At 51.3% G+C, this 22780-nt stretch carries 17 protein-coding genes and 1 pseudogene; 9 read left to right on the top strand and 9 right to left on the bottom strand.

Annotated features, from left to right (window positions below; all coding sequences use genetic code 11):
* The first annotated feature begins 32 nt into the window (after window positions 1-32).
* Together PJE062_RS22030 and PJE062_RS22025 are read left to right on the top strand one after the other, a co-directional pair.
* Window positions 33-1013: a DUF2332 domain-containing protein gene (locus PJE062_RS22030; RefSeq protein ID WP_008552239.1), complete on the top strand. Its 981-nt coding sequence runs from the start codon at window positions 33-35 to the stop codon at window positions 1011-1013.
* A 182-nt stretch (window positions 1014-1195) separates the two neighbouring features.
* Complete coding sequence (locus PJE062_RS22025) at window positions 1196-2743, top strand: hypothetical protein (protein WP_008552222.1); 1548 nt, start codon at window positions 1196-1198, stop codon at window positions 2741-2743.
* A 167-nt stretch (window positions 2744-2910) separates the two neighbouring features.
* Here PJE062_RS22025 and fbaA read toward each other — a convergent pair.
* Window positions 2911-3980 (bottom strand): annotated as a pseudogene (gene fbaA, locus PJE062_RS27035) (class II fructose-bisphosphate aldolase).
* 279 nt (window positions 3981-4259) lie between these two features.
* Complete coding sequence (locus tag PJE062_RS22015; protein ID WP_008552158.1) at window positions 4260-5075, bottom strand: (Fe-S)-binding protein; 816 nt, start codon at window positions 5073-5075, stop codon at window positions 4260-4262.
* Window positions 5076-5303: 228 nt separating this feature from the next.
* On the opposite strand from PJE062_RS22015, the gene PJE062_RS22010 reads away from it, so the two are divergent.
* Window positions 5304-5960, top strand: a complete 657-nt coding sequence (locus tag PJE062_RS22010; protein WP_008552129.1) for an oxygen-insensitive NAD(P)H-dependent nitroreductase NfsB — start codon at window positions 5304-5306, stop codon at window positions 5958-5960.
* A 158-nt stretch (window positions 5961-6118) separates the two neighbouring features.
* The gene (locus PJE062_RS22005) at window positions 6119-6559 is read left to right on the top strand and encodes a GNAT family N-acetyltransferase (RefSeq protein ID WP_008552221.1); all 441 of its coding nucleotides are present in this window, start codon (window positions 6119-6121) and stop codon (window positions 6557-6559) included.
* 77 nt (window positions 6560-6636) lie between these two features.
* Here PJE062_RS22005 and PJE062_RS22000 read toward each other — a convergent pair whose 3' ends face one another.
* Window positions 6637-7035, bottom strand: coding sequence for a cytochrome c family protein (locus tag PJE062_RS22000; RefSeq protein ID WP_008552097.1), 399 nt, complete (start codon window positions 7033-7035; stop codon window positions 6637-6639).
* 340 nt (window positions 7036-7375) lie between these two features.
* Here PJE062_RS22000 and PJE062_RS21995 point away from each other — a divergent pair, with 340 nt between their 5' ends.
* The 3 genes from PJE062_RS21995 to glcF are packed head-to-tail and all read left to right on the top strand — an operon-like array spanning window position 7376 to window position 11424.
* Entirely contained in the window at window positions 7376-8872 is a 1497-nt protein-coding gene (locus PJE062_RS21995; protein ID WP_008552241.1) for an FAD-linked oxidase C-terminal domain-containing protein, read from the top strand.
* A gap of 38 nt (window positions 8873-8910) precedes the next feature.
* Window positions 8911-10110, top strand: coding sequence for a glycolate oxidase subunit GlcE (glcE, locus tag PJE062_RS21990; RefSeq protein ID WP_008552272.1), 1200 nt, complete (start codon window positions 8911-8913; stop codon window positions 10108-10110).
* 3 nt (window positions 10111-10113) lie between these two features.
* Entirely contained in the window at window positions 10114-11424 is a 1311-nt protein-coding gene (glcF, locus tag PJE062_RS21985) for a glycolate oxidase subunit GlcF (protein ID WP_008552168.1), read from the top strand.
* A gap of 49 nt (window positions 11425-11473) precedes the next feature.
* On the opposite strand, the gene PJE062_RS21980 is transcribed toward glcF, so the two are convergent.
* The 3 genes from PJE062_RS21980 to PJE062_RS21970 form a co-directional block, all read right to left on the bottom strand.
* Window positions 11474-11974, bottom strand: coding sequence for a PEGA domain-containing protein (locus tag PJE062_RS21980; protein ID WP_008552225.1), 501 nt, complete (start codon window positions 11972-11974; stop codon window positions 11474-11476).
* A 360-nt stretch (window positions 11975-12334) separates the two neighbouring features.
* On the bottom strand, window positions 12335-13102 hold the full coding sequence (locus PJE062_RS21975) for a helix-turn-helix domain-containing protein (protein WP_008552244.1): 768 nt from the start codon (window positions 13100-13102) through the stop codon (window positions 12335-12337).
* Between the two features lie 211 nt (window positions 13103-13313).
* Window positions 13314-14021: a L,D-transpeptidase gene (locus tag PJE062_RS21970; RefSeq protein WP_008552084.1), complete on the bottom strand. Its 708-nt coding sequence runs from the start codon at window positions 14019-14021 to the stop codon at window positions 13314-13316.
* 427 nt (window positions 14022-14448) lie between these two features.
* Between PJE062_RS21970 and PJE062_RS21965 the strand changes: the two genes are divergently transcribed.
* Window positions 14449-15222 (top strand): protein phosphatase CheZ, encoded by a 774-nt coding sequence (locus PJE062_RS21965; RefSeq protein WP_008552149.1) that lies wholly within the window; start codon window positions 14449-14451, stop codon window positions 15220-15222.
* A 160-nt stretch (window positions 15223-15382) separates the two neighbouring features.
* Entirely contained in the window at window positions 15383-16039 is a 657-nt protein-coding gene (locus PJE062_RS21960; protein WP_008552201.1) for a DNA-3-methyladenine glycosylase I, read from the top strand.
* A 59-nt stretch (window positions 16040-16098) separates the two neighbouring features.
* Here the strand turns inward: PJE062_RS21960 and PJE062_RS21955 are convergent, their stop codons facing one another.
* From PJE062_RS21955 to PJE062_RS21945, 3 genes are all read right to left on the bottom strand, one after another.
* Window positions 16099-16947 (bottom strand): GNAT family N-acetyltransferase, encoded by an 849-nt coding sequence (locus PJE062_RS21955; RefSeq protein ID WP_208982434.1) that lies wholly within the window; start codon window positions 16945-16947, stop codon window positions 16099-16101.
* A gap of 196 nt (window positions 16948-17143) precedes the next feature.
* Window positions 17144-18463 carry a calcium-binding protein gene (locus PJE062_RS27030; RefSeq protein ID WP_008552154.1) on the bottom strand — a complete coding sequence of 440 codons (1320 nt, stop codon included), beginning with the start codon at window positions 18461-18463 and terminating at the stop codon, window positions 17144-17146.
* 313 nt (window positions 18464-18776) lie between these two features.
* Complete coding sequence (locus tag PJE062_RS21945) at window positions 18777-22634, bottom strand: calcium-binding protein (RefSeq protein WP_008552227.1); 3858 nt, start codon at window positions 22632-22634, stop codon at window positions 18777-18779.
* Between the last annotated feature and the right edge of the window lie 146 nt (window positions 22635-22780).

The raw sequence follows: 22780 nt of genomic DNA, 5'->3' as shown, positions 1-22780 counted from the left end.
CCTAGACTTCCCCTATGTTTTAGGGGAATTTCATGACTGTATTATCTTCAGCAATTGAACGCGGATATCTGGGATTTGCGTCCCACGAAGCCAAAGACAACTCACCTATTTATGAAGAATGGGCGACTCATGTAGCCGGCTCGCCGATCTTCCACGATTTCCTGATGGCATTGCCGGAGGCTAAACAGCAACCGAACCTCCTATTCGCAGCTATCAGATGGGTAACAGGACGCGTTCCCGAAGTGGCAGAGCTGGATGAGACACTGCAGCGACAGAGCGGAGCCATTAAACAAGAAATGATGAACCGCAGCACGCAGACCAACGAAGCCGGACGCTGCGCAACGCTCCTCCCATTGCTCGCCCGCCTCCCACAACCACTTTCATTGATCGAAGTCGGCGCCTCCGCTGGTCTTTGCTTGCTGCCGGACCACTACGCCTACGACTACAATAACGGTGCACACACACTAGCGCCTGGGACGAACACATCCGATACACCAGTGTTGCACTGTCAGGCGACTCGCAATGTCCCTTTGCCAACCAAGCTGCCAGAAGTTGTCTGGCGTGCAGGGCTGGAACTGAACCCGTTGAACCTTCAGGATGAAGACACCGCAGCATGGCTTCAAACGCTCGTCTGGCCGGGGCAGGAGGACCGCCTACGCCGCCTGCAAAAAGCAATCGCTGTGGCGAAGCAGCAGAAAGTACCACTCGTTAAAGGAAACCTTCTCGAAGACCTGCCAGCCTTGCTGGAACAAGTCCCATCAAGCACCACACCAGTGGTCTTCCATAGCGCCGTTCTCAACTACGTTCGAGATACCACCAAGCGCGAAGCTTTCGTAGATCTGATGCTCAACTCCAACGCCCACTGGATCTCCAACGAAGCACGCAGCGTTATCCCGCAGTTTGCCGAAAAGGTTGCGGGGCCGCACCCAACTGGCAAATTCCTCCTCTGCGAAAACGGCGCCCCCCGCGCCTGGACCGGCCCACACGGCCAGTCGATTGATTGGATTGAGTAGAGGCTTGCCGAACCTCCTGCGCATCAACACAGCATTTAGCTTCAGTTTGAGGGAAAATACGTAAATTCCGGAAAGCATTCATTTGAGAGGGCGTAGTACCTTGCAGAAAGCATGAGAGAGACAGGTGCTTGCCGCCTTTACTTAACGGTGGAGGGGAGGCGCCTATGTTTTGGAGTTGACGGATGCCTCCGCAAAAACTGAGCAAAGAAGAGCACAAATGGGCTAACGATATGGCCCGTCATCTGAACTTGAACTTTGCTGAAGAAGGAGGTGAGCACGAGGGCGCTCAACAACAACAGGTACCTCAAAGTGCACCAAATGATCCATGGGACGAACTTGCCTCCATGGAAAAAGTGACGGAATCCCTCTCTGCGAACGCCGAGCTGGTGAAAAACCAGAGTGCTGTCTTCTCACCTTTCAAAAAAGCGGGCCAATCTGCACGTTCGGGAATTGCCGCGGCACGAAAAGATCTGAAAGGCCGAAAGCAAGCAAGTGCTGAAGCGAGGTTGGTCAAAATTCAAGAAAATATCGCATCCATGGAGCAACTCATAGCAGTTGCACAGTCCAATCACAAAGGATTGGAAGCACAGATACCTTGGGTGAAAGAAGATCTTGCACAGCTGGCAATTGAACTGCCAGTGGTGGACAGTCTTGCTGTTGCAAAGAAGATCCCCAGCAAAAAACACAAGAAGTTCCTGAGCCTTGACCAAGAGGCGAATAGCTTGGTGGCCGAAGCAGAAGCTCTGTGTGGCAACCTTCAGGTTGATGCCGCAAATAAGATTTTGAAGAAGCTGAACAAGACACTTCAGAGCTACCAAAAAGAAGTCGACTGGTTGCATGCTCTGCCTGAAGTGACAGGTGTTGGAGTGAGCGAGAACCCACGAGTGTCGAAGCTGGACAAACTTGCAGCTGCATTAATGCGAAAAAAGACTCAGGAACATAAAGTTGAGCTGGTCAAAGCTGAGCCGGATGAGAAGACGAAGGCGTTTCTTAAGACTTGGAACAGGGAGAATTTCTCTAACCCTGCTGAAAGGTTAGACCTCCAAAAAAGAGGCGGCTGCAAAGCGCCCTTCAAGTTTATCGTCCGAACAGGTTCGATGGATGACTTTATCAATCAAAAAGGCTGTTTTTCTGCTCAGGGAGCCGAGTATCTGGAGAACAAGGATGCCATTTGTACGTCTGTCGTGACTGATGAAAAATGCTTTGTTTACGGAGCCTTCGGCGTCATCTTGGATGTCCCGCCACAAAATGTTCTGGTTTCAAGTCCTGATGATCTTATGAGCGAACTCAACATTGGCCGCAAAGACAAAAAAGACCGAATGGTCAACGTTACACAAGAGCAAAACGAAAAGCTACTCGATGTGCCAGATCATGTACGCAACGGATACCTGAAGAAAGAGCTGGATAGATACCAGTACGATAAACGTCAGCAGAACGTCGATGATCTGATGGACAACACCTACTATGGACACAACGAAGTAATTGTTTCCTCTAAAGAAGGCGTCCAGCACAAACAGGGCGTAGACGCAACTGAGCCCGTCAAGATCAATGGTATCTTTCTCATAGATGCAGAACCTTCACCAGACACTATTGCCTTTCAGGAATTTGAAGGCAAAAAGGCCCTGACCAAGGAAGAAAAATATCAGATCTTCATGGAACATGCCGAAAAAGTAGCCAAAAACCTTGGCGTACCAATCCTGTTTTTGGATGGTGAGAGCACGATGGCTTAATCATCTTAGAACTCGTTAACTATGAGATGTAAGCTCTGCCAGTTCGGGCCGTGCGATGTAACCGTCAAGAAACCCAGTGAACTGTGTCTCAGCATCAATGCAGGAACACATCAAAAAAGCCCGGCACTTCCGTACCGGGCTCTTCAATCTCATAAAAGCTGATCAGCTTACTGGCAGAGGCTTTTGCCGACGCAGTTCAGGTCTTCGCAAGCTTCTTTCAGGCGCTCGATGATGCCCAGCTCACCTTCACGCAGCCATTTGCGTGGGTCGTACAGCTTTTTGGTTGGAGCGCCGCTCTCTGGGTCGATCTGGTATTTGAAAGCATTGGCGTTTGCTTCCACATACGCACCAACTTTTTCAGAGAATGCGAACTGAGTGTCGGTGTCGATGTTCATTTTGAACACACCGTAGTTCAGGCTCTCTGTGATCTTGGACTTCTCAGAACCAGAACCACCGTGGAACACCAGTGCCAGCGGGTTCTCACCCAGATTGTGCGTTTCGCTCACCAGCTTCTGGCTTTCGCGCAGAATTTCAGGGCGTAGCTTCACGTTGCCCGGCTTGTAAACGCCGTGCACGTTACCGAAGGATGCTGCCACGGAGAAGTGACCCAGTGGGTTCAAGCGATCATACGCCTGCAGCACGTCTTCTGGCTGGGTGTAAAGCTTCGGATTGTCTGCTCCAATGTCTTCATCAGAACCGATACCGTCTTCTTCACCACCAGTAACGCCCAGCTCAATCTCAAGGCTCATTTCCAGCGGAGCCATCATCTTCAGCAGGCGCTCGCTTCAGACAGGTTGAACTCGATGTCTTCTGCAGAAAGATCCAGCATATGAGAGGTGAACAGCGGCTTGCCGTGGGTTTTGTAGAACTCTTCGCCGTGCTTGATGAGTTCTTCCAGCCAAGGGATCAGGCTCTTGTCCGCGTGGTCGGTGTGCAGCACAACGCCAACACCGTAATGCTCTGCCAGCAGGTGCACGTGCTGAGCGGCAGAAACTGCGCCAAGCACTTTCGCCTGGAAGCTGTCCTTGATGCCTTTACCGGCATAGAACTGCGCACCACCGTTGGAGAGCTGAATGATAATGTCTGTATTGTTTGCAGCTGCTGCTTCAAGAACTGCGTTGATGGAGTCCGTTCCAACAACGTTGACCGCAGGCAAAGCGAATTTACCTTCGCGGCATGCTTCAATCAGGGTTTTATAGTCTTCACCAAAGATGACGCCCGGCTTGAGCTTTCCCATGTTTATAGGCTCCTGTGTAACAGCAGATAGGGGAGGCAAAGTGCCTCGCACTGTGAACTGGCAACAAAGCCGGACCATGGCCTTGGCCAGTTGCCGCGCACACTACTCAGCAATACGCAGAACTACAACATTTCTAAGGGCATTCTGAGGAATTTAATGGATTTAAGAGGCAAATCACTGGTCTTAAGCCGTAATTCCCTTCATGCAGTTTTCGTGTTTTTCACAAGTAGCAACAAGAACCACAACTTCTACGCAAGTTTCACAGCCGACCTAGGGGAATCAGAGGACGGACTGTCCTGACATCACACGGGCGCTGATGCCAATTGGCATGGACTGCGTGTCCCCTGCCAGCACCTCAAGCACAGGCCGCAATTCAATCGCGGACCCGTACTTGCGCAGATGCGTCGAAAGCTCCATCAGCAGAGCCAGATCAGTGGACACCAGCGTGCCTGCACCACAAGAGCGAACCGCATGCAGCAGCCCGCTCAGATCCCCCTGTCCAAGCTCTGGAGAGATAGTACCATCCGGAGCCCCTTTCACCTGAGACGCACAGATCTGCGGCAGATCTACAACGGAAACCTGCTCCATCTGCCCAAGCAGAGCACGGGACGCAACCTGACTGCCAAACAGGTTCGGCGCATCAGATACATCCAGAAACGCAACCTTGCCTGCAAACCCACCCAAATTCTGCGCAAAGTCTGGTGCCGCAAGCAACAGGTCAGACACCTCAAAACACTTGCGCGTAAACTTCGCAGTGATCTTAGCAAGCTCCTCAGATTGCTCGGATAGCAGTGGCATATATGCCCGCTCAAACACCTTGGCGCAAAATGGCGACAACACAGCCACAAAATCATAATGACCAAACTGCGAGATCACTTCTTTCGCCAGATCCCGCGCATCATCCAGCTCATTGGAGCGCAAGGAAACGAGCCCACAGCAACTTTGAATACTAGGCGCTTCCACCTCATAGCCTGCCTTCTCCAGCAGATGCACAGCAGCTTTGATGAGGGAAGGGCGGAAGAGATTGGTAGTACAGGAAACAAACAGGCCGACCCGGGCATCCTTCTTGTACTTTGGGCGTCGTTGTCTGGCCATAACAGCTGGAAGTCCTGCAGTCTTTTGAGCAATGCATAAATCAAATCACACAAAGACTGCCTGCCACACTTTCCAGATCATCGCAATGATTTCTCAGGGAGGCGTTATACAGCACCCACAGTATCCAAACTGTGCCTATGTGTATTTTTTGTGCGTACTTGTCCAATGAAAACCAGGTGCTATCTATCACACAGAACACGACTTAAAACAATAAATCGGAAATTTGGAATGAACTTGAAAGACGTCGCACTGAGCCGCTATTCCACCAAGGAATTTGACCCAACCAAGCAGATCTCTGCTGAGCAGTTTGACCACATCAAATCCCTGCTGCGCTTTAGCCCATCCAGCGTAAACTCCCAGCCTTGGCACTTCATCATTGCAGATACGCCAGAAGGACGTGAGCGCGTTTCCAAGGGCACCCAGGGTATGTTCTCCTTTAACAATGGCAAGGTGCTGAACTCCTCGCACGTCATCGTATTTTGCGTGAAAACTGACATCTCCGATGAGTATCTGGAGCGTCTGCTTCAGGCGGAAGAAGACGATAAGCGTTTTGCTGATCCAGCAGTCAAAGAAACCGTGAAAGCAGGCCGCGCGACCTTCGTTGGCATTCACCGTGACCAGTTGAAAGATGCCGACCACTGGATGGAGAAGCAGGTCTACCTGAACATGGGAACCATCCTCCTCGGCGCAGGCGCGCTGGGCATTGATGCTGTGCCGATTGAAGGCGTAGATGTCGAAGCGCTCAACGAAGAGTTCGCCCTTCAGGAAAAAGGCTACCGTGCCGTCGCCCTCATCGCTCTGGGTCACCGCCACGAAAACGACTTCAACGCCGCCCTCCCAAAATCCCGCCTCCCAGAAGCCGAAATCTTCACCGAACTGGCTTAAGCCGCTTCATAACCAACTCAAAAAGGGATGCCCTGTGCATCCCTTTTTTTATTTGTGAAACAAAGCCTTATTTCTACCAAGGTCCGCGGGCACGTTGCAATCAGCAGATGAAATTCCTTTGTAATGTTGCAACCAATATCGATTTCTGAAGACACCCAATGACCATCAGACCCTACCGTGAAACTGACTTCCCTGATGTCCTGAGCATCTACGCTGCGAGCAAGTTGGATGAGTTGATTTATGAGGATCGAAGCTTCCGGTTGTTGCCGTTGGATCAGGATCCGAAGCGGTTGGAAGGTTTTCTGGCCTCGCAAGTGTTTGTCTATGAGCAGGACGGGGTGAAGGCGTATGCGGCGCGGAACCACTCTGAGATCACGGCTCTGTTTGTACACCCGCGAGGGCGGGGAACTGGCCTTGGCAAAAGACTGTTGCAGTTCCTGTTGGATGGGATTGAAGGAGAGGCCGTGCTTTATGTGGCCAAGACCAACCACCCGGCCAAGCGGCTTTATGAGCGCCACGGCTTCAGCGTGACCAGCGAGTTCCTCACCGAGTACAACGGCATGCCTGTGCTGGCGAATAAGATGGTGCGCAAGACTTAAGCCACTCACAAACATACCAGCAATAAAAAAGGGCCGCAGAACTGCGACCCCCGATCTTTAGGATCTCTGGAATCCAATTATTTCTTGGAACCGTCTTTGTTGAACTGAGCGAGGTACGCGATAACGTCCTGACGCTGCTGTTCTTTCTTAAGACCAGCGAAAGCCATCTTACCTTTAGGGATAACTTTCTTAGGTTTGGTGAGGTAAGCGTCAAGAGTAGCTTCGTCCCAAGACTTGCCTTCTTCTTTACCTGCCAGAAGAGGTTTGGAGTACTTGTAGCCTTCGACTTCACCCCAGCCTGCACCAACGATACCGTTGAGCTGTGGACCTACCTTGTTCTTGGCTTTTTCACCAACAGCATGACAAGCCTTACATTTTTTGAAAACTTTAGAGCCCTTAGCAACATCGCCTTCCGCGAATGCCGCACCTGTGCTCACCAGCAATGCAAGCGCTGCAACGACGCCAAACTGCTTCATGTTTAAATCCTTCCCACTATATCCTAGAGATAACCGCGAATAGAGAACAACATAGTCTAACTCATGGGGCAGTTCCCATAGATTCGACGTTACCTTCGTATATATTGTTACGGCATATTGTCGCGGACGGAATTGATCATAAGCATAAATGCCTGAAAATAACTTGCTTTGAGTCAAACTCACGAAAATCTGAAGCCGTTGTTTTACGGGCCACAATAGACTTAATGCGGCTTTCTTCTTTGCATAAATTATGAGAGTCTCAGCCCCTGTATTTGAAAAATGCGGTTAAGTTCGTGGCTTGGAAATAAAGTTTCAAACCACGGTGCAGGAGGGAGGCCTGATGGCAGCGATTGCGATGCCAAAACCGTCGCAGGAGACACTGAACAAGCGCTCCAGGATCGTGGCTGATTTGCAAAAAATCGTGCCAGGAGAAGGTGTTATCTGCGATGAGATTGAGATGCGCCCCTATGAGACGGATGCCTTCACAGCGTACCGTCAGCTTCCGCTTGTAGTGGTCCTGCCGGAGACTGTGGATCAGGTCTCACGTGTCCTGAAGTACTGCTACGACAATGATGTGAAGGTGGTGCCGCGCGGTGCCGGAACGTCCCTGTCTGGAGGTGCATTGCCGCTCGAAGATGGCGTTCTGCTCTCCATGATGAAGTTCAACCGCATTTTGGAAATCGATTTGCAAAATCGGGCGGTTGTGACCCAGCCGGGTGTGACCAATCTGGGGATTACCAAGGCCGTGGAGGCTGATGGCTTCTATTATGCGCCCGATCCATCCTCACAGATTGCCTGCTCCATCGGCGGCAACATTGCAGAAAACTCAGGTGGCGTGCACTCGCTGAAATACGGTTTGACCACCAATAACCTGCTTGGTCTGGAGATTGTGCTCATCACCGGTGAGGTGATCCGTTTGGGCGGTAAGCATCTGGATTCTGAAGCCTACGACCTGTTGGCCCTGCTCACAGGCTCAGAAGGCCTGCTCGCAGTCGTCACAGAAGTCACCGTCCGCGTTCTGCAAAAGCCTGAAACCGCTCGGGCTGCGCTGATTGGCTTCCCAACCTCCGAGCAAGCCGGCAAGTGCGTTGCTGACATCATCGGTGCAGGTATCATCCCTGGTGGTATGGAGCTGATGGACAAGCTCGCCATCGACGCAGCCGAAGACTTTGTGCACGCAGGCTATCCGCTGGATGTAGACGCCCTGATGATCGTGGAACTGGATGGACCAGAAGCAGAAGTTGATGATCTGCTGGAACGTGTCAGCACCATCGCAGAAAAGAACGGCTCTTCTTACTTGCGTGTGTCCCAGTCGGAGGACGAGCGCAACACGTTCTGGGCTGGACGCAAAGCAGCATTCCCTGCGGTGGGCCGTATCTCGCCGGACTATTTGTGCATGGATGGCACCATTCCGCGCGCAGCACTGCCACAAGTTCTGCAAGAGATGCAGGAACTGAGCGAAAAGCACGGACTACGCGTCGCCAACGTGTTTCATGCTGGTGATGGAAACCTGCACCCACTCATTCTCTATGATGCGAACCAGCCGGGAGAACTGGCCGCAGCAGAAGAGTTTGGAGCAGACATTCTGCGCCTCTGCGTAAAAGTGGGCGGCGTACTGACCGGAGAACATGGCGTCGGCATCGAGAAACGCGATCTCATGCCGGAGATGTACTCAGAAGACGATCTCAAGCAACAGCAGCGTGTGAAGTGTGCGTTCGATGAAAAGCAGCTTCTCAATCCGGGCAAGATGTTCCCGGTCCTGCATCGTTGTGCAGAGCTCGGCTTCATGCACGTGCATCAGGGCCAACTGCCATTCCCGGATATTCCGCGTTTTTAGATAAAACGCGAGACGAAAAGACAGAACAGGACGAAACCATGGGAGAGGGTTTCCACCCAACCACAGCTGAGGAGCTGGAAGCGGTTGTCAAATGGGCTGCCGCTGAACGAACCCCACTGGAAGTGATCGGCAGCGGCTCCAAACGCAACTGGGGCAGGGCGGTGCAGTCCGCGCATACTCTGCGTGTCGATGGCATCACCGGCGTTGTCGACTATGAGCCAGCTGAACTGGTGCTCACTGTCAAGGCTGGCACGCCTCTGCAAGAGGTGGAGGCCCTGCTGAAGGAACACAATCAGGAACTGCCGTTCGAACCCGTCAATCTCAGTGCTGTGTTAGGCGCACCAGCGCAGTCAGGCACCATCGGTGGTGTTTTTGCAACAAACCTGTCCGGCCCCCGCCGCCTCAAAGCAGGGGCTGCACGCGATCATGTGTTGGGTCTGGAAGCGGTCTCAGGCCGTGGCGAGATTTTTAAGGCTGGCGGTCGTGTTGTAAAAAACGTGACGGGATATGATCTTTCCCGCGGTATTTGCTCCTCGTGGGGCACACTGGCCGTTGCCACAAGCTTCTCCATCAAAGTGCTGCCTCGTGCTGCCAAAGAATGCACCTTTGTCCAGCTGGGCCTCACACCGCAGGAAGCTGCGCAGGCCATGTCCGAGGCGATGGGTTCCTCTGCTGAGGTCTCCTCTGCAGCTCACTTGCCCCACGGCTTTTGCCCGCTTTCGCAGGAGCATTCCATCACTCTGCTCAGGTTGGAAGGCATTCCGGTCTCCATCGACTACCGGTTGGATAAGCTCCGCAGTATCCTGAAACGCTTCCCGTCGCAGGAGCTGATCGAGGGGCAGGCCTCCCGCAAAACATGGGGTGATCTGCGAGATCTCATCCCCTTTGCAGGCAGCAGTAAACCGCTCTGGAAGATCTCAGTGAGCCCAACAGCTGGGCAGCAAGTGATAGCTGAGCTGGAAAAGCGCTTCGCTATCCGCTGGATGATGGACTGGGCAGGCGGTCTTGTTTGGGTGGAAATGCAAGGCGATGAACCCCATGATGTGCCGCTGCGTCGTCTCATTGCAGAAAACGGAGGCGGCCACGCCACGTTGCTACGTGCAAGCGCTGAACTGCGTGCGAGCGTCGATGTGTTCCAGCCTCAGCCGGAAACATTGATGGGGCTTTCCCAACGCCTGAAAGCCCAGTTCGATCCGCACAACATCCTCAACCCGGGCCGTATGTACGCGGGGATCTAGTTCATGCAAACCAACTTCACGTCAGAACAACTCAAAGACAGTGCAACTGCCGTCTCCGAACAGATCCTGCGCAAGTGTGTGCATTGTGGGTTCTGTACCGCAACCTGCCCAACTTTCGCACTGCTGGGAGATGAGCTGGACAGCCCCCGTGGCCGCATCTATCTCATCAAGGAAATGCTGGAGAATGATCGCCCGGCAGACGCCAAAACCGTCAAACATATCGATCGCTGCCTATCGTGCCTATCCTGTATGACCACCTGTCCATCAGGTGTGAACTACATGCATCTGGTAGATCATGCCCGCATCCACATTGAGCGAACCTACAAGCGCCCGCTGCAAGACCGCCTGCTCAGAGCTGTCCTGCAAGCCATCCTGCCCAAACCGGGCCGTTTCCGGCTGGCAATCGCAGCAGCTTTTTATGGCCGTCCGTTTGCTGGCCTCATGAAAAAATGCGGTGGTACCCTCGCAAAACTGGGCGCCATGTTGGCTCTGGCACCGACTAAATCACCTATGCCCTCCCAGTTTGTTGGGCAGGAAAGCGTCGCACCCAAAGTGCAGAAAAAGGGCCGCGTTGCGATCCTGAAGGGCTGTGCGCAAAGCGTACTTGCTCCGTCCATCAATGATGCAGCAACGCGCTTGCTGACCCGCATCGGTTATGAAGTCGTGTTCCCAAAGGGAGAAGGCTGCTGTGGTGCCCTGGTGCATCATATGGGCAAGGAAGAAGCCTCCAACGAGCAAGCCAAAACCAACATCGATGCATGGATGCGAGAAATGGAAGGTGAGGGGCTTGATGCCGTCATCATCACCGCATCCGGCTGTGGAACGACCATCAAGGACTACGGCTTCATGCTGCGCGATGATCCGCAATATGCAGAGAAGGCGCAGAAGATCTCTGAGATGTCCAAGGATATCGTGGAATTTCTGATCGAACAGGATCTGGGCGAAAGCCAGCTTCAGGACGAGCTGACCGTTGCCTACCACTCCGCCTGCTCCATGCAGCACGGTCAGAAGATAACGTGGCAACCCAAGAAACTACTCCAGAATGCGGGCTTTACTGTAAGGGAACCGTTGGAGGGCCACCTCTGCTGCGGCTCAGCGGGCACCTACAACATCATGCAGCCCAAAATCGCAACAGCTCTGAGAGATCGAAAAGTCGGCAATCTGGAAGCCACACACCCAGACCTTGTCGCAACAGGCAACATCGGCTGCATCACCCAAATCTCCAGCGGCACCCAGATCCCTGTCATCCATAGCATCGAGCTTCTGGACTGGGCCTATGGAGGCCCTAAGCCGGTGCAATTGGGTAAGATGTAAGCATGCTAATCTAAATCCCTCTCAAGTAGGCTTGAGAGGGATTTGCGGATCAGACACCACCACCCCGACGTAAAACGTTCTCCTGATGAGCCTTTTCTGCTTCTTCGTACTCTTTCCGGATATGTGAAAGATCGCCGGCAGGCGTATTAGGATTTGCTGGATTTATTGGCTTGAGCTCAACGAGAACCGGGTTCGGTTTGTGATTCAGCATCGCGCCGGTATATGCGTCCACGCCTACGCCAATCACACCTCCAATCAGCGCATTGCCTGCCATGGCTGCTGCACCGCTTCCCGCAACTTCCGTGGTGACATGCACTTTCTGCGTTTTGTAACCTTCTTTGGAAACAGTAACGTTGAATTTTTCTTTGCGTGAAACCTTGAGTGTGCAAGGCGAGGAACTACAGGTCATTCCAATGTCCGTTGAGATCTCTGCATCCTCTGGAGAGGCATAGATTTTGACTTTTTCACTCATACCACGTGTGACACTGGCGCATCCTGAAAGGACAAGACCTGCTGTAAGAAATGATGCAATCAAGAAAGTCGTCTTCATCTCAATATTCCCGCCTTAGAAAATTGAACCGATACCTTTGGCATCGTTGGGGGACATGCAAACCTAAGAAATTTGATTCCCAATGCACTTATGAGTTGATTTTCTGCCTTTCACAGTTTCAGGCAACTCCTGAAAAGGAATATGTTAAGTCAATGATTTCAGAGGTGAAAATCTACTAAGTTCTACCGTCTCCCCAAAATCGAATGGATTGGTTGAGCGGCTACTCAAGCCTCTGTAGTTCAGCAAGTTGAAGCTGCACAAAAGGCACCCGCCGAGAGGCTAAATTGCAAGCGGGCGACAACTGATCTCGGCGCAGATCATGTCTATGAGAAGTCTATGCTGGCGACATCTGCTCTGTTTTTACTCAGCCAGTTTGTCCCGCGCTGACTTCATTTTGCAGATCACGTTGCCACCCAACTCGCCCTCAATATGGCGCAGCTCCTTAGCGATATCTGGGGGCATGGCATCCTCTGTGATTTCAGGAGGTGTGGTGGAAGCAACAACTGCCGGAGTGTCCTCGGCAAAAACGAGACCGGTCTCATGTGCGAGCAGCAGCAGGCTCAGAATGCTGGCAAAACAACCCAGAGCAATCGCAGCAAGCGTATACCGGTTCAGTGGGCTGCTCTGATCCTTGAGGCAATCTTCCAGAACCACGCGGATCTGGCTGATGTCTTCTGAGTTGAGTGGTTCATCAAGCAGCTCAATGGGTGACCGTTCTTCCGCTGTAGTCTCGGAAGCCTCGCTCGCTGTTGAGGTCTCTGAAGCAACAGTCGGCTGCAAACACTCAAACACCGGCACATAGCCCATATCAGGGAGCCGGATCTGTACATGGTGTGTGTTGGGATGTTCTTCGTTATAGGCACGCAGAAGCGTCCGCAAACGGGAGATGTTCACACGAACAATCGGGTTCTCTCGCGGATTGAAACCATCAGGCAGATTGAAGACCTTCTGGCCAATAATCTGTTCCTTCAGATCATCTTCCTGCCGGGAGAGTTTGCGTTCAACAAGAAACGTAAGAAGTGCTGTCAGCTTCGGGCTTCGCCTGAAGTTGGGGCTGGACAAAATGCTGGAAAGGGTCGCAACCACTTCGTCTTTGCTGGTGACTAGTCCATTCTTCTTGGCACTCATGCGCAGCACTCCCAAAACACATCGGTGTGGCCTGGGGGAAAAGCTCTCCCTCATTCAGATGGTAGCGACGGCACATTCATTGGTCCGGTGCCTGCATTCAAACAGGCCCGTCTTTTATGCTGCTTTGCCTATAGCTGGGGTAAGACAAGCAACTTGAAGTTGTTGCCTTATCTTATGTTCCACGAGACAGGAATGCAACAAAGGCACATACCTAGCGGACATAGACCTTTGCGCCAACAGGAACCATGTTGTACAGCTCCGCCACATCTTCGTTGCGCATACGAATGCAGCCGGAAGAAACAGCTTGCCCAATTGTCCACGGCTCGTTGGAACCATGAATACGGTAAAGCGTAGAGCCAAGATAAAGAGCGCGTGCACCCAATGGGTTACGCGGACCACCCGGCATGTAACGCGGCAAGTTTGGTTGGCGTTTCAGCATCTCAGCAGGTGGGCGCCAATCCGGCCATTCCCGCTTGCGGGTCACCTTGTGAACTCCCGCCCATTCAAAGCCCGGACGCCCAACACCCACACCATAACGGCGCGCTTTTCCATTGGCCTGCACCAGGTAAAGATATCGTGATGTGGTATCAATAACCACTGTACCGGGTGCGTGAGAGGTGTTGTAGCTGACTGTTGTCGGCAAAAACTGCTTCGGAATACGGCGGCTGTATCGGTTAGAAGTCGACCGCTTCTTCTTCTGCTTGGCCGAACCACGCAGGTTCTGAACGGCCTTTGCCTGAGAGCGTGGGATCTGCACAACCCATGGATTGGAAAGATCCGGACTAAGCACAAGAGGAGGTGCAGACGCACGTGGTTTATACTCTGCCTGTGCAGCAGTACCCAACGCACACACCAATCCACCCGCGCTCAACAGAGTGACAATCCAGCCCGCTTTACCTTTTACCGATGCCCCGAACATTCCACGCTCCTTTGGTCCTTGCCAATGGCCAAATGCCTGCGGGAAAACCTAGGGCTTGCAACTCTAGTAATAGTTAAAATTATCAATGTTATTTATGCGAGTTCAAACTAAGGTTAACCGATTGTTACTGAGTTGTGCGGCGAAAACGTCAAAATTATCCCTAAAAATCAATGCTGATAAATCTAAGGTAATAATTAACACTCTAAGAAGTATGTGAGAGATAGCCCGAGTGCAGGATTGCGAATCGTACCCATTAAAACCTATGGGTGCATGAGCGCGTCTGTGACCGGGAATGCTGTTTAATATCTGTAATTTATGGCCTCCTTTCGCAAACCTGTGCCAGTTTGCAAAAAGGTAAGGCGGCAAACAAAGAGGGCGCATCGTTGGGCAGGAATAGCAGCGATGTGGCTTTCAGTAAGAAGCAGTTATGCTTCATGAGTTCGGGGTTGGGATGTCAGTTGTAAGAAAAACCTTTCGTGCGGAGGCTCAGTTCGGAGCGCACAATGCACGTGCCGAGATTGGATCGCCAATCCAGGATAATGGTGAGGCCGCACGCCACCAGCAGGTGATGGAAGAAATCGCCAGCCTGAAGGAAATGCTGAGCTCGCCAGACACAGACCCACAGGAACTCTCGCGACGCGTCGCGGAAGAGCTGCGTGAAGAGATCGGCGAAGCAGCCAAGCTCAAGCGCGAGCTGGACGCCATCTACGAAGCCATAGCCGAAACCAAAACTGAGATTGCTGCCCTCCACAACAAAGCCAGCGTCGATAACGACGAACGAGGCCGTGTAACGTTGGAGCTGGGCGCGATCGTTTCCGGTACTGAAGGGGCGACCGAACAAATCCTGTCCGCGGCAGAAGTCATCGACCAGAGCGCGGCAACCGTTATGCCGATGGTTCCATCCGAGCACGAAGGTCTGGTTACCGATATTCACGAGCAAGTGGTGTCTATCTTCGAAGCCTGTAACTTCCAGGATTTGACTGGCCAGCGTATCAGCAAAGTAGTGAACACGCTCTCCTTCGTGGAAGAGCGCATCATCCGCATGATCGAGATCTGGGGCGGCATCGAAAGCTTCAAGGAAATCAGCGATCGCATCAATGCAGAAAAAGAAGGCGACGACTCAGCTCTACTCCACGGTCCGGCTCTGGATGTGGAAGCAGGCACCGTCACTCAGGACGACATCGACGCCCTGTTCGACTGATCCTCTCAAAAAAGATAGATGCAGATGGCTTGCTATTTCGGCAAGCCAATGCTTTATATGAGAACATAACATAAACATTTTGGCGCGTTTTATGAGCAGGCAGATACCTGTTTGTGGTGATACCGATGCGCAAAGAAAAATTGACAAGAAGGGCAGGGCAATGGACCAGAGCTCAGAACCGATTGCTGAAGGACTGATCCGCGGAGAAGACGGCAAGGACCGCTGCTGGTGGCATGGAGGAGACCCGTTCTATCAGGCCTATCACGACAACGAATGGGGCCATCCGGTCACCAACGACATCCGTTTGTTTGAGAAGATCTGCCTTGAAGGCTTCCAGTCCGGCCTATCCTGGATCACCATCCTGCGCAAACGCGAAAACTTCCGCGCTGCCTTTGCTGGCTTTGATTTTGAGAAAGTCGCGAAGTTCACGCAGAACGATATCGAACGCCTTGTGAAAGATGAGGGCATCATCCGCCATCGCGGTAAGATCACCTCCACCATCAACAACGCCAACCGCGCCTTGGAAATGCGTGAGGAGTTCGGCTCCCTAGCAGCTTACTTCTGGAAGTGGGAACCGACCCCGGATCAGCGGCCGGACGTCTGCGATTACGCCAACCTGCGCCAACTGGGCAAAACGGAGATCTCAACAGCCATTTCCAAGGACCTTAAAAAACGCGGCTGGTCCTTCGTCGGCCCAACCACCGTCTATGCCTTCATGCAAGCTATGGGAATGGTCAACGACCACCTGGAAGGCTGCTGCTGCCGCGAAGTGGTGGAAGCAAAGCGAGAAGCTCTGACACGGCCTGTAAAGGCGTAAAGAGCCATTATTAGGCCAAGCGGCAAGGGGGAGAGGATCTCTCCCCTCTGACGTTCCCGTCAGGCATCGTCCTCAGGGCGCTCATAAGTCCCCTGAGGCGGAAGAATAGCCATTACGAGCGTCTCACGATGCTCAAAGCCACAGCGCCGGTAAATCCGTCCCGCTGGGCCATCACTGAAAGCCTGCAGCACCGGCACAGTTGCTGGATACTCCGCTTTCGCCCAATCCACACCTGCAGTCACCAAAGCTGCACAGATACCGCGCGTGCGATGGCTAGGGCGCGTCTCAACCTCCTGAAAGCGCGAAACAACTGCATCCCGGTAGATGCCCAGATCCGCGACAAGCAGATCTCCATCGAACGCACCAAACCAGTTCAGTGATCCTTCCTGTACCTGACGACGACGCGCTTCAAATCGGGTGCGTGTATACGACCCAAAACTGTCGCGATCATAGCCTTGCTCAACTGCTGTATCGATCTGGAGGGCGATGACCTGCTCCCAATCTTTCTCAGAGATGATTGGGCGTATCACTATCCCTTCTGGAACTGCAGCACGGTTGAGCGGGCCGGTCAGGCTTAGAACATCCATTTGCTCAAGCTCATACCCAAGATCCGTGAAAGCCGAATGCTCCGCTCCGATTGTCATATTCGGCGTATCCCAGCCAAACATGGTATGCGCAGCCCTAGGAAAATCCTTTTGGAATTGAGCGATCTGGGCTTCCGGATCCACCTTATCACCCCGGAAGAAAACCATGTTCCCCGACCAGCAAAAAGGCTCCTCTGGCATGCGCAGTACGATCCGGTCCGGATGAGCCTCAATCTCACTCACACCCCGCCCAACTAGAAGATTGCTCTGCACCCCCAGCGTCTCCGCCAAATCCCGCTCATCACGCATACCGCTTACCTTCAATCCATTACTCGAAATCAAAATATAGCTATTGAAATCCCACAGGCTTATCAAGAAAAAGCCCACCTATCCGCCAAGTCTCCCAGCCGCTGTTACCCACCAGCCACTCTTCATGAAAAGGTATGCCACTCCGGCTCGACCCACAAAAAAGCCCCGGCGTAATACACCGGGGCTTATTCTCCGAAGAAATCGAGATTACTTAAGCAAACGCAAAGTCATCTGCATGAAGATCAGCAACAGAAACATTCTGAAGAGTTATCGAGTTGTCATCATTCAGTTGAATGACGGTGTCAGTACCGACTTGGCTCGCTGTAGCAAGAACGTCTTCAAAGCTAACGAAGCTATCCTCGGTGAAACGGATCGTGTCATCTGAACCAGCACCAACAGTGAAGTCTGTGATGGTGTCGTGTTCAAAGTTGGTTTCAAACAGGAAAGTATCATTGCCGTCACCACCTGTAAGGGTGTCGTTACCGCCATAACCCCAAAGTTTGTTGTTACCGGCATCTCCAATAATGATGTCATCGAACTTGTCTGTTCCCATGACATTTTCAATGGACACATAGGTATCGCCAGCAGCATCGCCAGTGTTGTTAGCCTGATCTGCAAGATCGACAGTTACTGCAGCTTCAGACCAGCGATAGCGAACAGTATCATTACCGGAACCGCCATCGAGATAGTCAGAACCGGACCCGTAAGCGTTCAGCCAGTCGTCTCCGCCACCGCCTTCCAGATGGTCGTCACCATCAAGACCATAAAGTCCGTTATTATTGTCGTCGCCAATGATTGTGTCATTATGTTCAGATCCGAATACTTGGCTTATGTTCGTGAGCTGATCACCTTCGGCATCGCCACCGGACATCTCACCAGTCGCCAGATTGACTGATACAGCTTCGGCAGAATTGTTGTATCTGATGGCATTACGACCACCACCGCCATCGATAATATCGATGCCAGCGCTTCCGTAAATCTCTTCGTCTGCATCAGAGCCGACGAAAGTGTCGTCTTCATCAGTACCAAAGTACCTGAGGCTTCCATCTTCATGGACTTCGAATTTTGGCAATGTCGAACCATCATCAAACACAAACTGACCAGCCAAGATTTGATTGCTCACACCATTCTCAATTGTCAGAACATCTGCAATCTCATCGAAGGGCTGGTCTGGATTTGATGGATCAATAAGGTAAATCTTCAGATCTTTGTTATCAGGTCCGCCGGCAGCAATCCTGATGTTATCCATTGTTATGCCGGCACCAAATTTCACGACATCACTGCCCAAAGTATCCTTAATAACGTCTTTGTCATAGTCTCTGTCGAAGAAGTAAGTATTGTGCCCGGCACCGCCAGACAAAATGTCATTGCCACTACCTCCGTCTAGGTAGTCGTCACCTTCTTCCCCGTAGAGTTGATCATTGCCTGCAGCAGTTACAATGGTGTCGTTGCCTGCACCGGCTAATACATGGTGGTCTTCAGAACTGGTAGTAGAATAGTTCTCATCGCCACTTCCGAGTTGGATATTCATGGCCACAATCCTCGAGTTTCATAAATTTTTATAAATGTGCAGATTGCACATATTATTTATGCAGCCCATGATTGTGTATAGCTGACCCTGAGTGAGTTAAGAATTTATCTTTGAGGGAACTGAGATTAAAATGATGGGCAAAGCTGATGTCAATTAACGAATGGATTTAGCGATTTCATCGAAATTTCCCAAATACAATGCGTTAGAGGATCATCGGTTCAGGGGGAGTGACACAACTGTTTATGCTCAATAACCGAATAAACAGCCCCAGCGCAGTGCGCTGAGGCTTTATCACCTAAGAAAATGACATTACTTAAGCGAACGCAAAATCGTCTGCGTGCAGATCAGCTATCGAGACATTCTGAAGAGTTAAAGAGTTGTCATTGTCGAGTTGAATGACAGTATCGCCTCCAACTTCACTCGCTGCTGCAATTACATCAGCATAGCTGTCGAAAGTGCCTTCGCTGAAGTAGATGGTGTCAACAGAACCTGCTCCCGCAGTGAAGTCTTTAATGACATCCTTTCCGAAGTTAGCACCGAAATAGAACGCATCGTTGCCTTCGCCTCCAGTCAGAGTGTCATCACCGGCTTCACCATGAATTTGATCATCGCCACCGCCAGATTCAATGATGTCATCACCAGCGCCGGCAAAGATAGTCAGGTCATCCAGCGAGTTTGTTGAATAAAATTCCGCATAATCAGAGAAAACCAGATAAGTGCCAATTTCATCTGATGGGCTTGCGCTTTCACTTATATTTTCAAGCTTCTGGCTAATGTCATCTCCGGTCCAGATAGTACCATCAGCGAAATGAAACTCTCCAAAGTCAAACTGCGACGTTCTATGGTGGAAAGCTCCAATGATGACAATTGTCCCACCGTCAGCAAATGTCAGTTGGAGATCCTCTTTTTGGTCTCCCATGTATGCAACAACGACGGAGCTCGGCGAAATATCTGCACCAAATACAATTTTATTTGGCTGCACTGCATAAGAGCTTGCTTCAAGCGTGTCGTTGCCATCCCCCAGATTATAGAGGAATGTTGCATCTTTTCTGCGATAGAAAATGAAGTCGTCGCCTGTCCCGCCTTCAATTATGGATGAACCACCATGTGCGAATATGTTGTCGTTACCTGCACCTCCGAGTAGCTTATTATTCTCGCTTGAGAAACTAACGATGACGTCGTCACCATCTCCGCCATCAAGGATATTTTTGCCGCTATATCCTTCGAGTGTATCATCACCCGCTCCACCTTCAAGATGATCATCACCTTCACCGGCATTCAAGGTATCGTTGCCATCTCCACCATTGAGGACGTCGTCTCCATCTCCACCAATTATGATGTCGTTGCCATCACCGCCTGAGATGTGGTCATTCCCATCTTCACCATAGACACGATCATCGCCACCAAGTGCATCAATGATGTCATCCCCGCTTGTACCTCCAATGTGGTCTGCTTGATCGCTCAGATTATCAAGGAGTCTTTCATTGATATCTTCCCAGTTCCAGATAGTTCCATCTGCAAACTCGATTTCACCGAAGTTCAAGCGCAGCGTATCTGGATCTATGACAGATTTCAGTTGTAAGGTTCCACCGTCTTTGAAAGTCAGCAAAAGACTGGTTGATGTGCCATTTGCACGCGTAAGAGTGACCTCATCAGATGAGATGCTGGAGCCAAGTATGACCTTGTGATTTTCTTCCTTCAGTCGTTCGGGATACCAGAAGTCAACAATATCGTTGCCATCGCCTAGGTCATAATGAACGGCAACCCTTGCTGTAGAGACGTTGATTATATCATCACCTTCTCCACCGGTGATAACGGAAGCGCCCGTTACTGCATAAATAGTGTCGTCTCCGCTTCCACCGAGGATCTGATCTTCACCATAAGTGATGCTGAAGAAGGTGTCGTTGCCGTCTCCCCCGTCAAGTATGTTGTTGCCAGCGGAACTACTCAGCTTATCGTTGCCGGCCCCCCCTTCAAGATGATCGTCCCCTTCGTGTCCTTGGAGTGTGTCGTTTCCAGCACCGCCAATGAGGTGGTCGTCACCGGTGTAACCGTCGATTTTATCGTCACCGCCTCGGCCATCAATCACGTCATCACCCAGAGTGCCAGCGAGTTCTTCACCTTCATCCCCTGCGTTTTCAAAACGCATTTTGTTGAAGGTCTCCCAGTTCCAGACAGTACCATCTGCGAACTGGAGTTCTCCGAAGGCAAAGCCATTTGGTCCATAGATGAAGACATCATTGAGACGTAACGTTCCGCCATCTTTAAAAGTTAGAAGAAGGTCGAGATCATCGCGCGAGTTGCCATATTTGTCTGTGCCTTTGCCCAAACGCATAACGATGATCTCATCAGCTGAAATACCTGCTCCAAAAATGACTTTATTGGTACGTGCGCTGTCATCAGAGTAGTTTAAGTCAATGATGTCATTGCCGTCGCCTAAATCATAGTGAACGGTGATTTCCGTTCCGCTGACATCAATGATGTCATCACCAGTACCTCCAGTAACAGTTGCTTTACTGCCAGATACGTAAACGGCATCATCTCCGCTTCCTCCAATAATTTGGTCTTCGCCATCCGTGCTACTAAAGAAAGTGTCGTTGCCATCGCCACCATCAAGGATGTTGTTGCCTGTCCAACCTTTTAGCGTGTCATTGCCAGTACCACCTTCGAGGTGGTCATTTCCTTCAGCACCGTCAAGCGTGTCATTTCCGGCACCACCTAGAAGGTGGTCATTACCCGAGTATCCTTGGATTTGATCATCGCCACCAAGACCATTAATCACGTCGTCACTTAAGGTCCCTACGAGTTCTTCAGCCTCATCACTCGCATTCTCAAAGCGCATCTTGTTGAAGCTTTCCCAGTTCCAGATAGTGCCATCTGAAAAATGGAGCTCTCCGAAGGCAAAGCCATTCGGTCCGTAGAAGAAAGCTTCCTTGATGAGCAATGTACCGCCATCTTTGAATGTCAGCAGGAGATCAAGATTGTCGCGTTCATTACCGTACTTGTCTGTGCCTTCTCCTTGGCGCGTAACAGTGATGTCGGCAGGGGAGATGCCTGGGCCGAAGACCACTTTGTCATTATAGGAAGCATCTACATCGTGGTTGGCATGGATAGTGTCGTTTCCATCGCCAAGTTCATAGCGGAAAGTAGTGGTGCCTTCACCATAATAGAACTCATCATCACCGGCTCCACCATCGAGATAATCGACACCATTACCGGCTTTTAGGACGTCATTGCCGTTTCCGCCAAGGATAGTGTCGTTGCCATCACCGCCATCAAGGGTGTCGTTGCCACCGTAGCCCCAGATCTTGTTGTCACCAGCATCGCCGGTGATATGGTCATCATAGCTATTGCTGCCCATGACGTTTTCGATGGAGACGTAGACATCACCTGCAGCATCTCCGGCATTGTTTGACTGATCAGTCAGGTCGATAGTGACGCCAGATCGGGACCAGCGATAACGCACTGTGTCGTTGCCTGAGCCGCCATCAAGGTAGTCTGAACCTGAGCCATAGGCGTTGAGCCAGTCATCACCGCCTCCGCCTTCCAAATGGTCATTACCGTTTTGTGCAAACAGGTTGTTATTGCCGTCATCGCCAATCAGAACGTCGTCATGATAGGAGCCAATGATGGACTCTACGTTTGAGATCTGATCGCCTTCAGCGTAACCACCAGAACCTTGGCCTGTTGCGAGATTAACGGTCACGCCAGCGTCTGACAGGAGATAGTTGATAATATCGGTACCGCCTTGACCATCAATCGTATCTGCGCCTTCACTTCCGTAGATTTCATCTCTGCCAGAAGTTCCGACAAAGGTATCATCGCCATCGGAGCCATAGAGTTTCAATCGGCCGTCACTCTGAACTGTAAATTTCGACAGAGTGGTCCCATCAGAAAACTCAAACCGTTCGATGCCATGATCGTTTGCGATCCAGTTGTCGAAGTAGAAGACATCGGCAATTTCGCTCAGCGGCTGGTTTGGGTTGGCCGGATCGATAAGATAAAAAACCAGATCGCCACCTTCCAGGCGAATCTTGAAATCACTCAGAGTGAGGTCACCATCAAAACGAATGGTGGTGATGCCAGGAGCTCCCCCAAAGTAGTCCTTGCCTACACCACGTTTGAAACCGTAGCTGTTGTCGCCTTCGAGAGGCATTTTATCTGCAGCCATCTGTTTTCCTCGAGTTTCATAAATATTTAAATATATGCATTACGCACATCAAAGATATGCATCCCAAGGTTGTGTCTAGGTGACTCAGAGATACTGCGAAATTTACATAAATTGGATGGATAAGTATTTTGAAACTACTGTAACTA

The organism is Pseudovibrio sp. JE062 (assembly GCF_000156235.1).
Taxonomy (GTDB): domain Bacteria; phylum Pseudomonadota; class Alphaproteobacteria; order Rhizobiales; family Stappiaceae; genus Pseudovibrio.
This window is presented reverse-complemented; position numbering and strand designations above follow the sequence as displayed.

Excerpts from the sequence above, each read along its gene's own strand:
- PJE062_RS22030 (WP_008552239.1), top strand. The coding sequence starts at position 33 with ATGACTGTATTATCTTCAGCAATTGAACGCGGATATCTGGGATTTGCG.
- PJE062_RS22025 (WP_008552222.1), top strand. The coding sequence starts at position 1,196 with ATGCCTCCGCAAAAACTGAGCAAAGAAGAGCACAAATGGGCTAACGAT.
- PJE062_RS22015 (WP_008552158.1), bottom strand. The coding sequence starts at position 5,075 with ATGGCCAGACAACGACGCCCAAAGTACAAGAAGGATGCCCGGGTCGGC.
- PJE062_RS22010 (WP_008552129.1), top strand. The coding sequence starts at position 5,304 with ATGAACTTGAAAGACGTCGCACTGAGCCGCTATTCCACCAAGGAATTT.
- PJE062_RS22005 (WP_008552221.1), top strand. The coding sequence starts at position 6,119 with ATGACCATCAGACCCTACCGTGAAACTGACTTCCCTGATGTCCTGAGC.
- PJE062_RS22000 (WP_008552097.1), bottom strand. The coding sequence starts at position 7,035 with ATGAAGCAGTTTGGCGTCGTTGCAGCGCTTGCATTGCTGGTGAGCACA.
- PJE062_RS21995 (WP_008552241.1), top strand. The coding sequence starts at position 7,376 with ATGGCAGCGATTGCGATGCCAAAACCGTCGCAGGAGACACTGAACAAG.
- glcE (WP_008552272.1), top strand. The coding sequence starts at position 8,911 with ATGGGAGAGGGTTTCCACCCAACCACAGCTGAGGAGCTGGAAGCGGTT.
- glcF (WP_008552168.1), top strand. The coding sequence starts at position 10,114 with ATGCAAACCAACTTCACGTCAGAACAACTCAAAGACAGTGCAACTGCC.
- PJE062_RS21980 (WP_008552225.1), bottom strand. The coding sequence starts at position 11,974 with ATGAAGACGACTTTCTTGATTGCATCATTTCTTACAGCAGGTCTTGTC.
- PJE062_RS21975 (WP_008552244.1), bottom strand. The coding sequence starts at position 13,102 with ATGAGTGCCAAGAAGAATGGACTAGTCACCAGCAAAGACGAAGTGGTT.
- PJE062_RS21970 (WP_008552084.1), bottom strand. The coding sequence starts at position 14,021 with ATGTTCGGGGCATCGGTAAAAGGTAAAGCGGGCTGGATTGTCACTCTG.
- PJE062_RS21965 (WP_008552149.1), top strand. The coding sequence starts at position 14,449 with ATGCTTCATGAGTTCGGGGTTGGGATGTCAGTTGTAAGAAAAACCTTT.
- PJE062_RS21960 (WP_008552201.1), top strand. The coding sequence starts at position 15,383 with ATGGACCAGAGCTCAGAACCGATTGCTGAAGGACTGATCCGCGGAGAA.
- PJE062_RS27030 (WP_008552154.1), bottom strand. The coding sequence starts at position 18,463 with ATGAATATCCAACTCGGAAGTGGCGATGAGAACTATTCTACTACCAGT.
- PJE062_RS21945 (WP_008552227.1), bottom strand. The coding sequence starts at position 22,634 with ATGGCTGCAGATAAAATGCCTCTCGAAGGCGACAACAGCTACGGTTTC.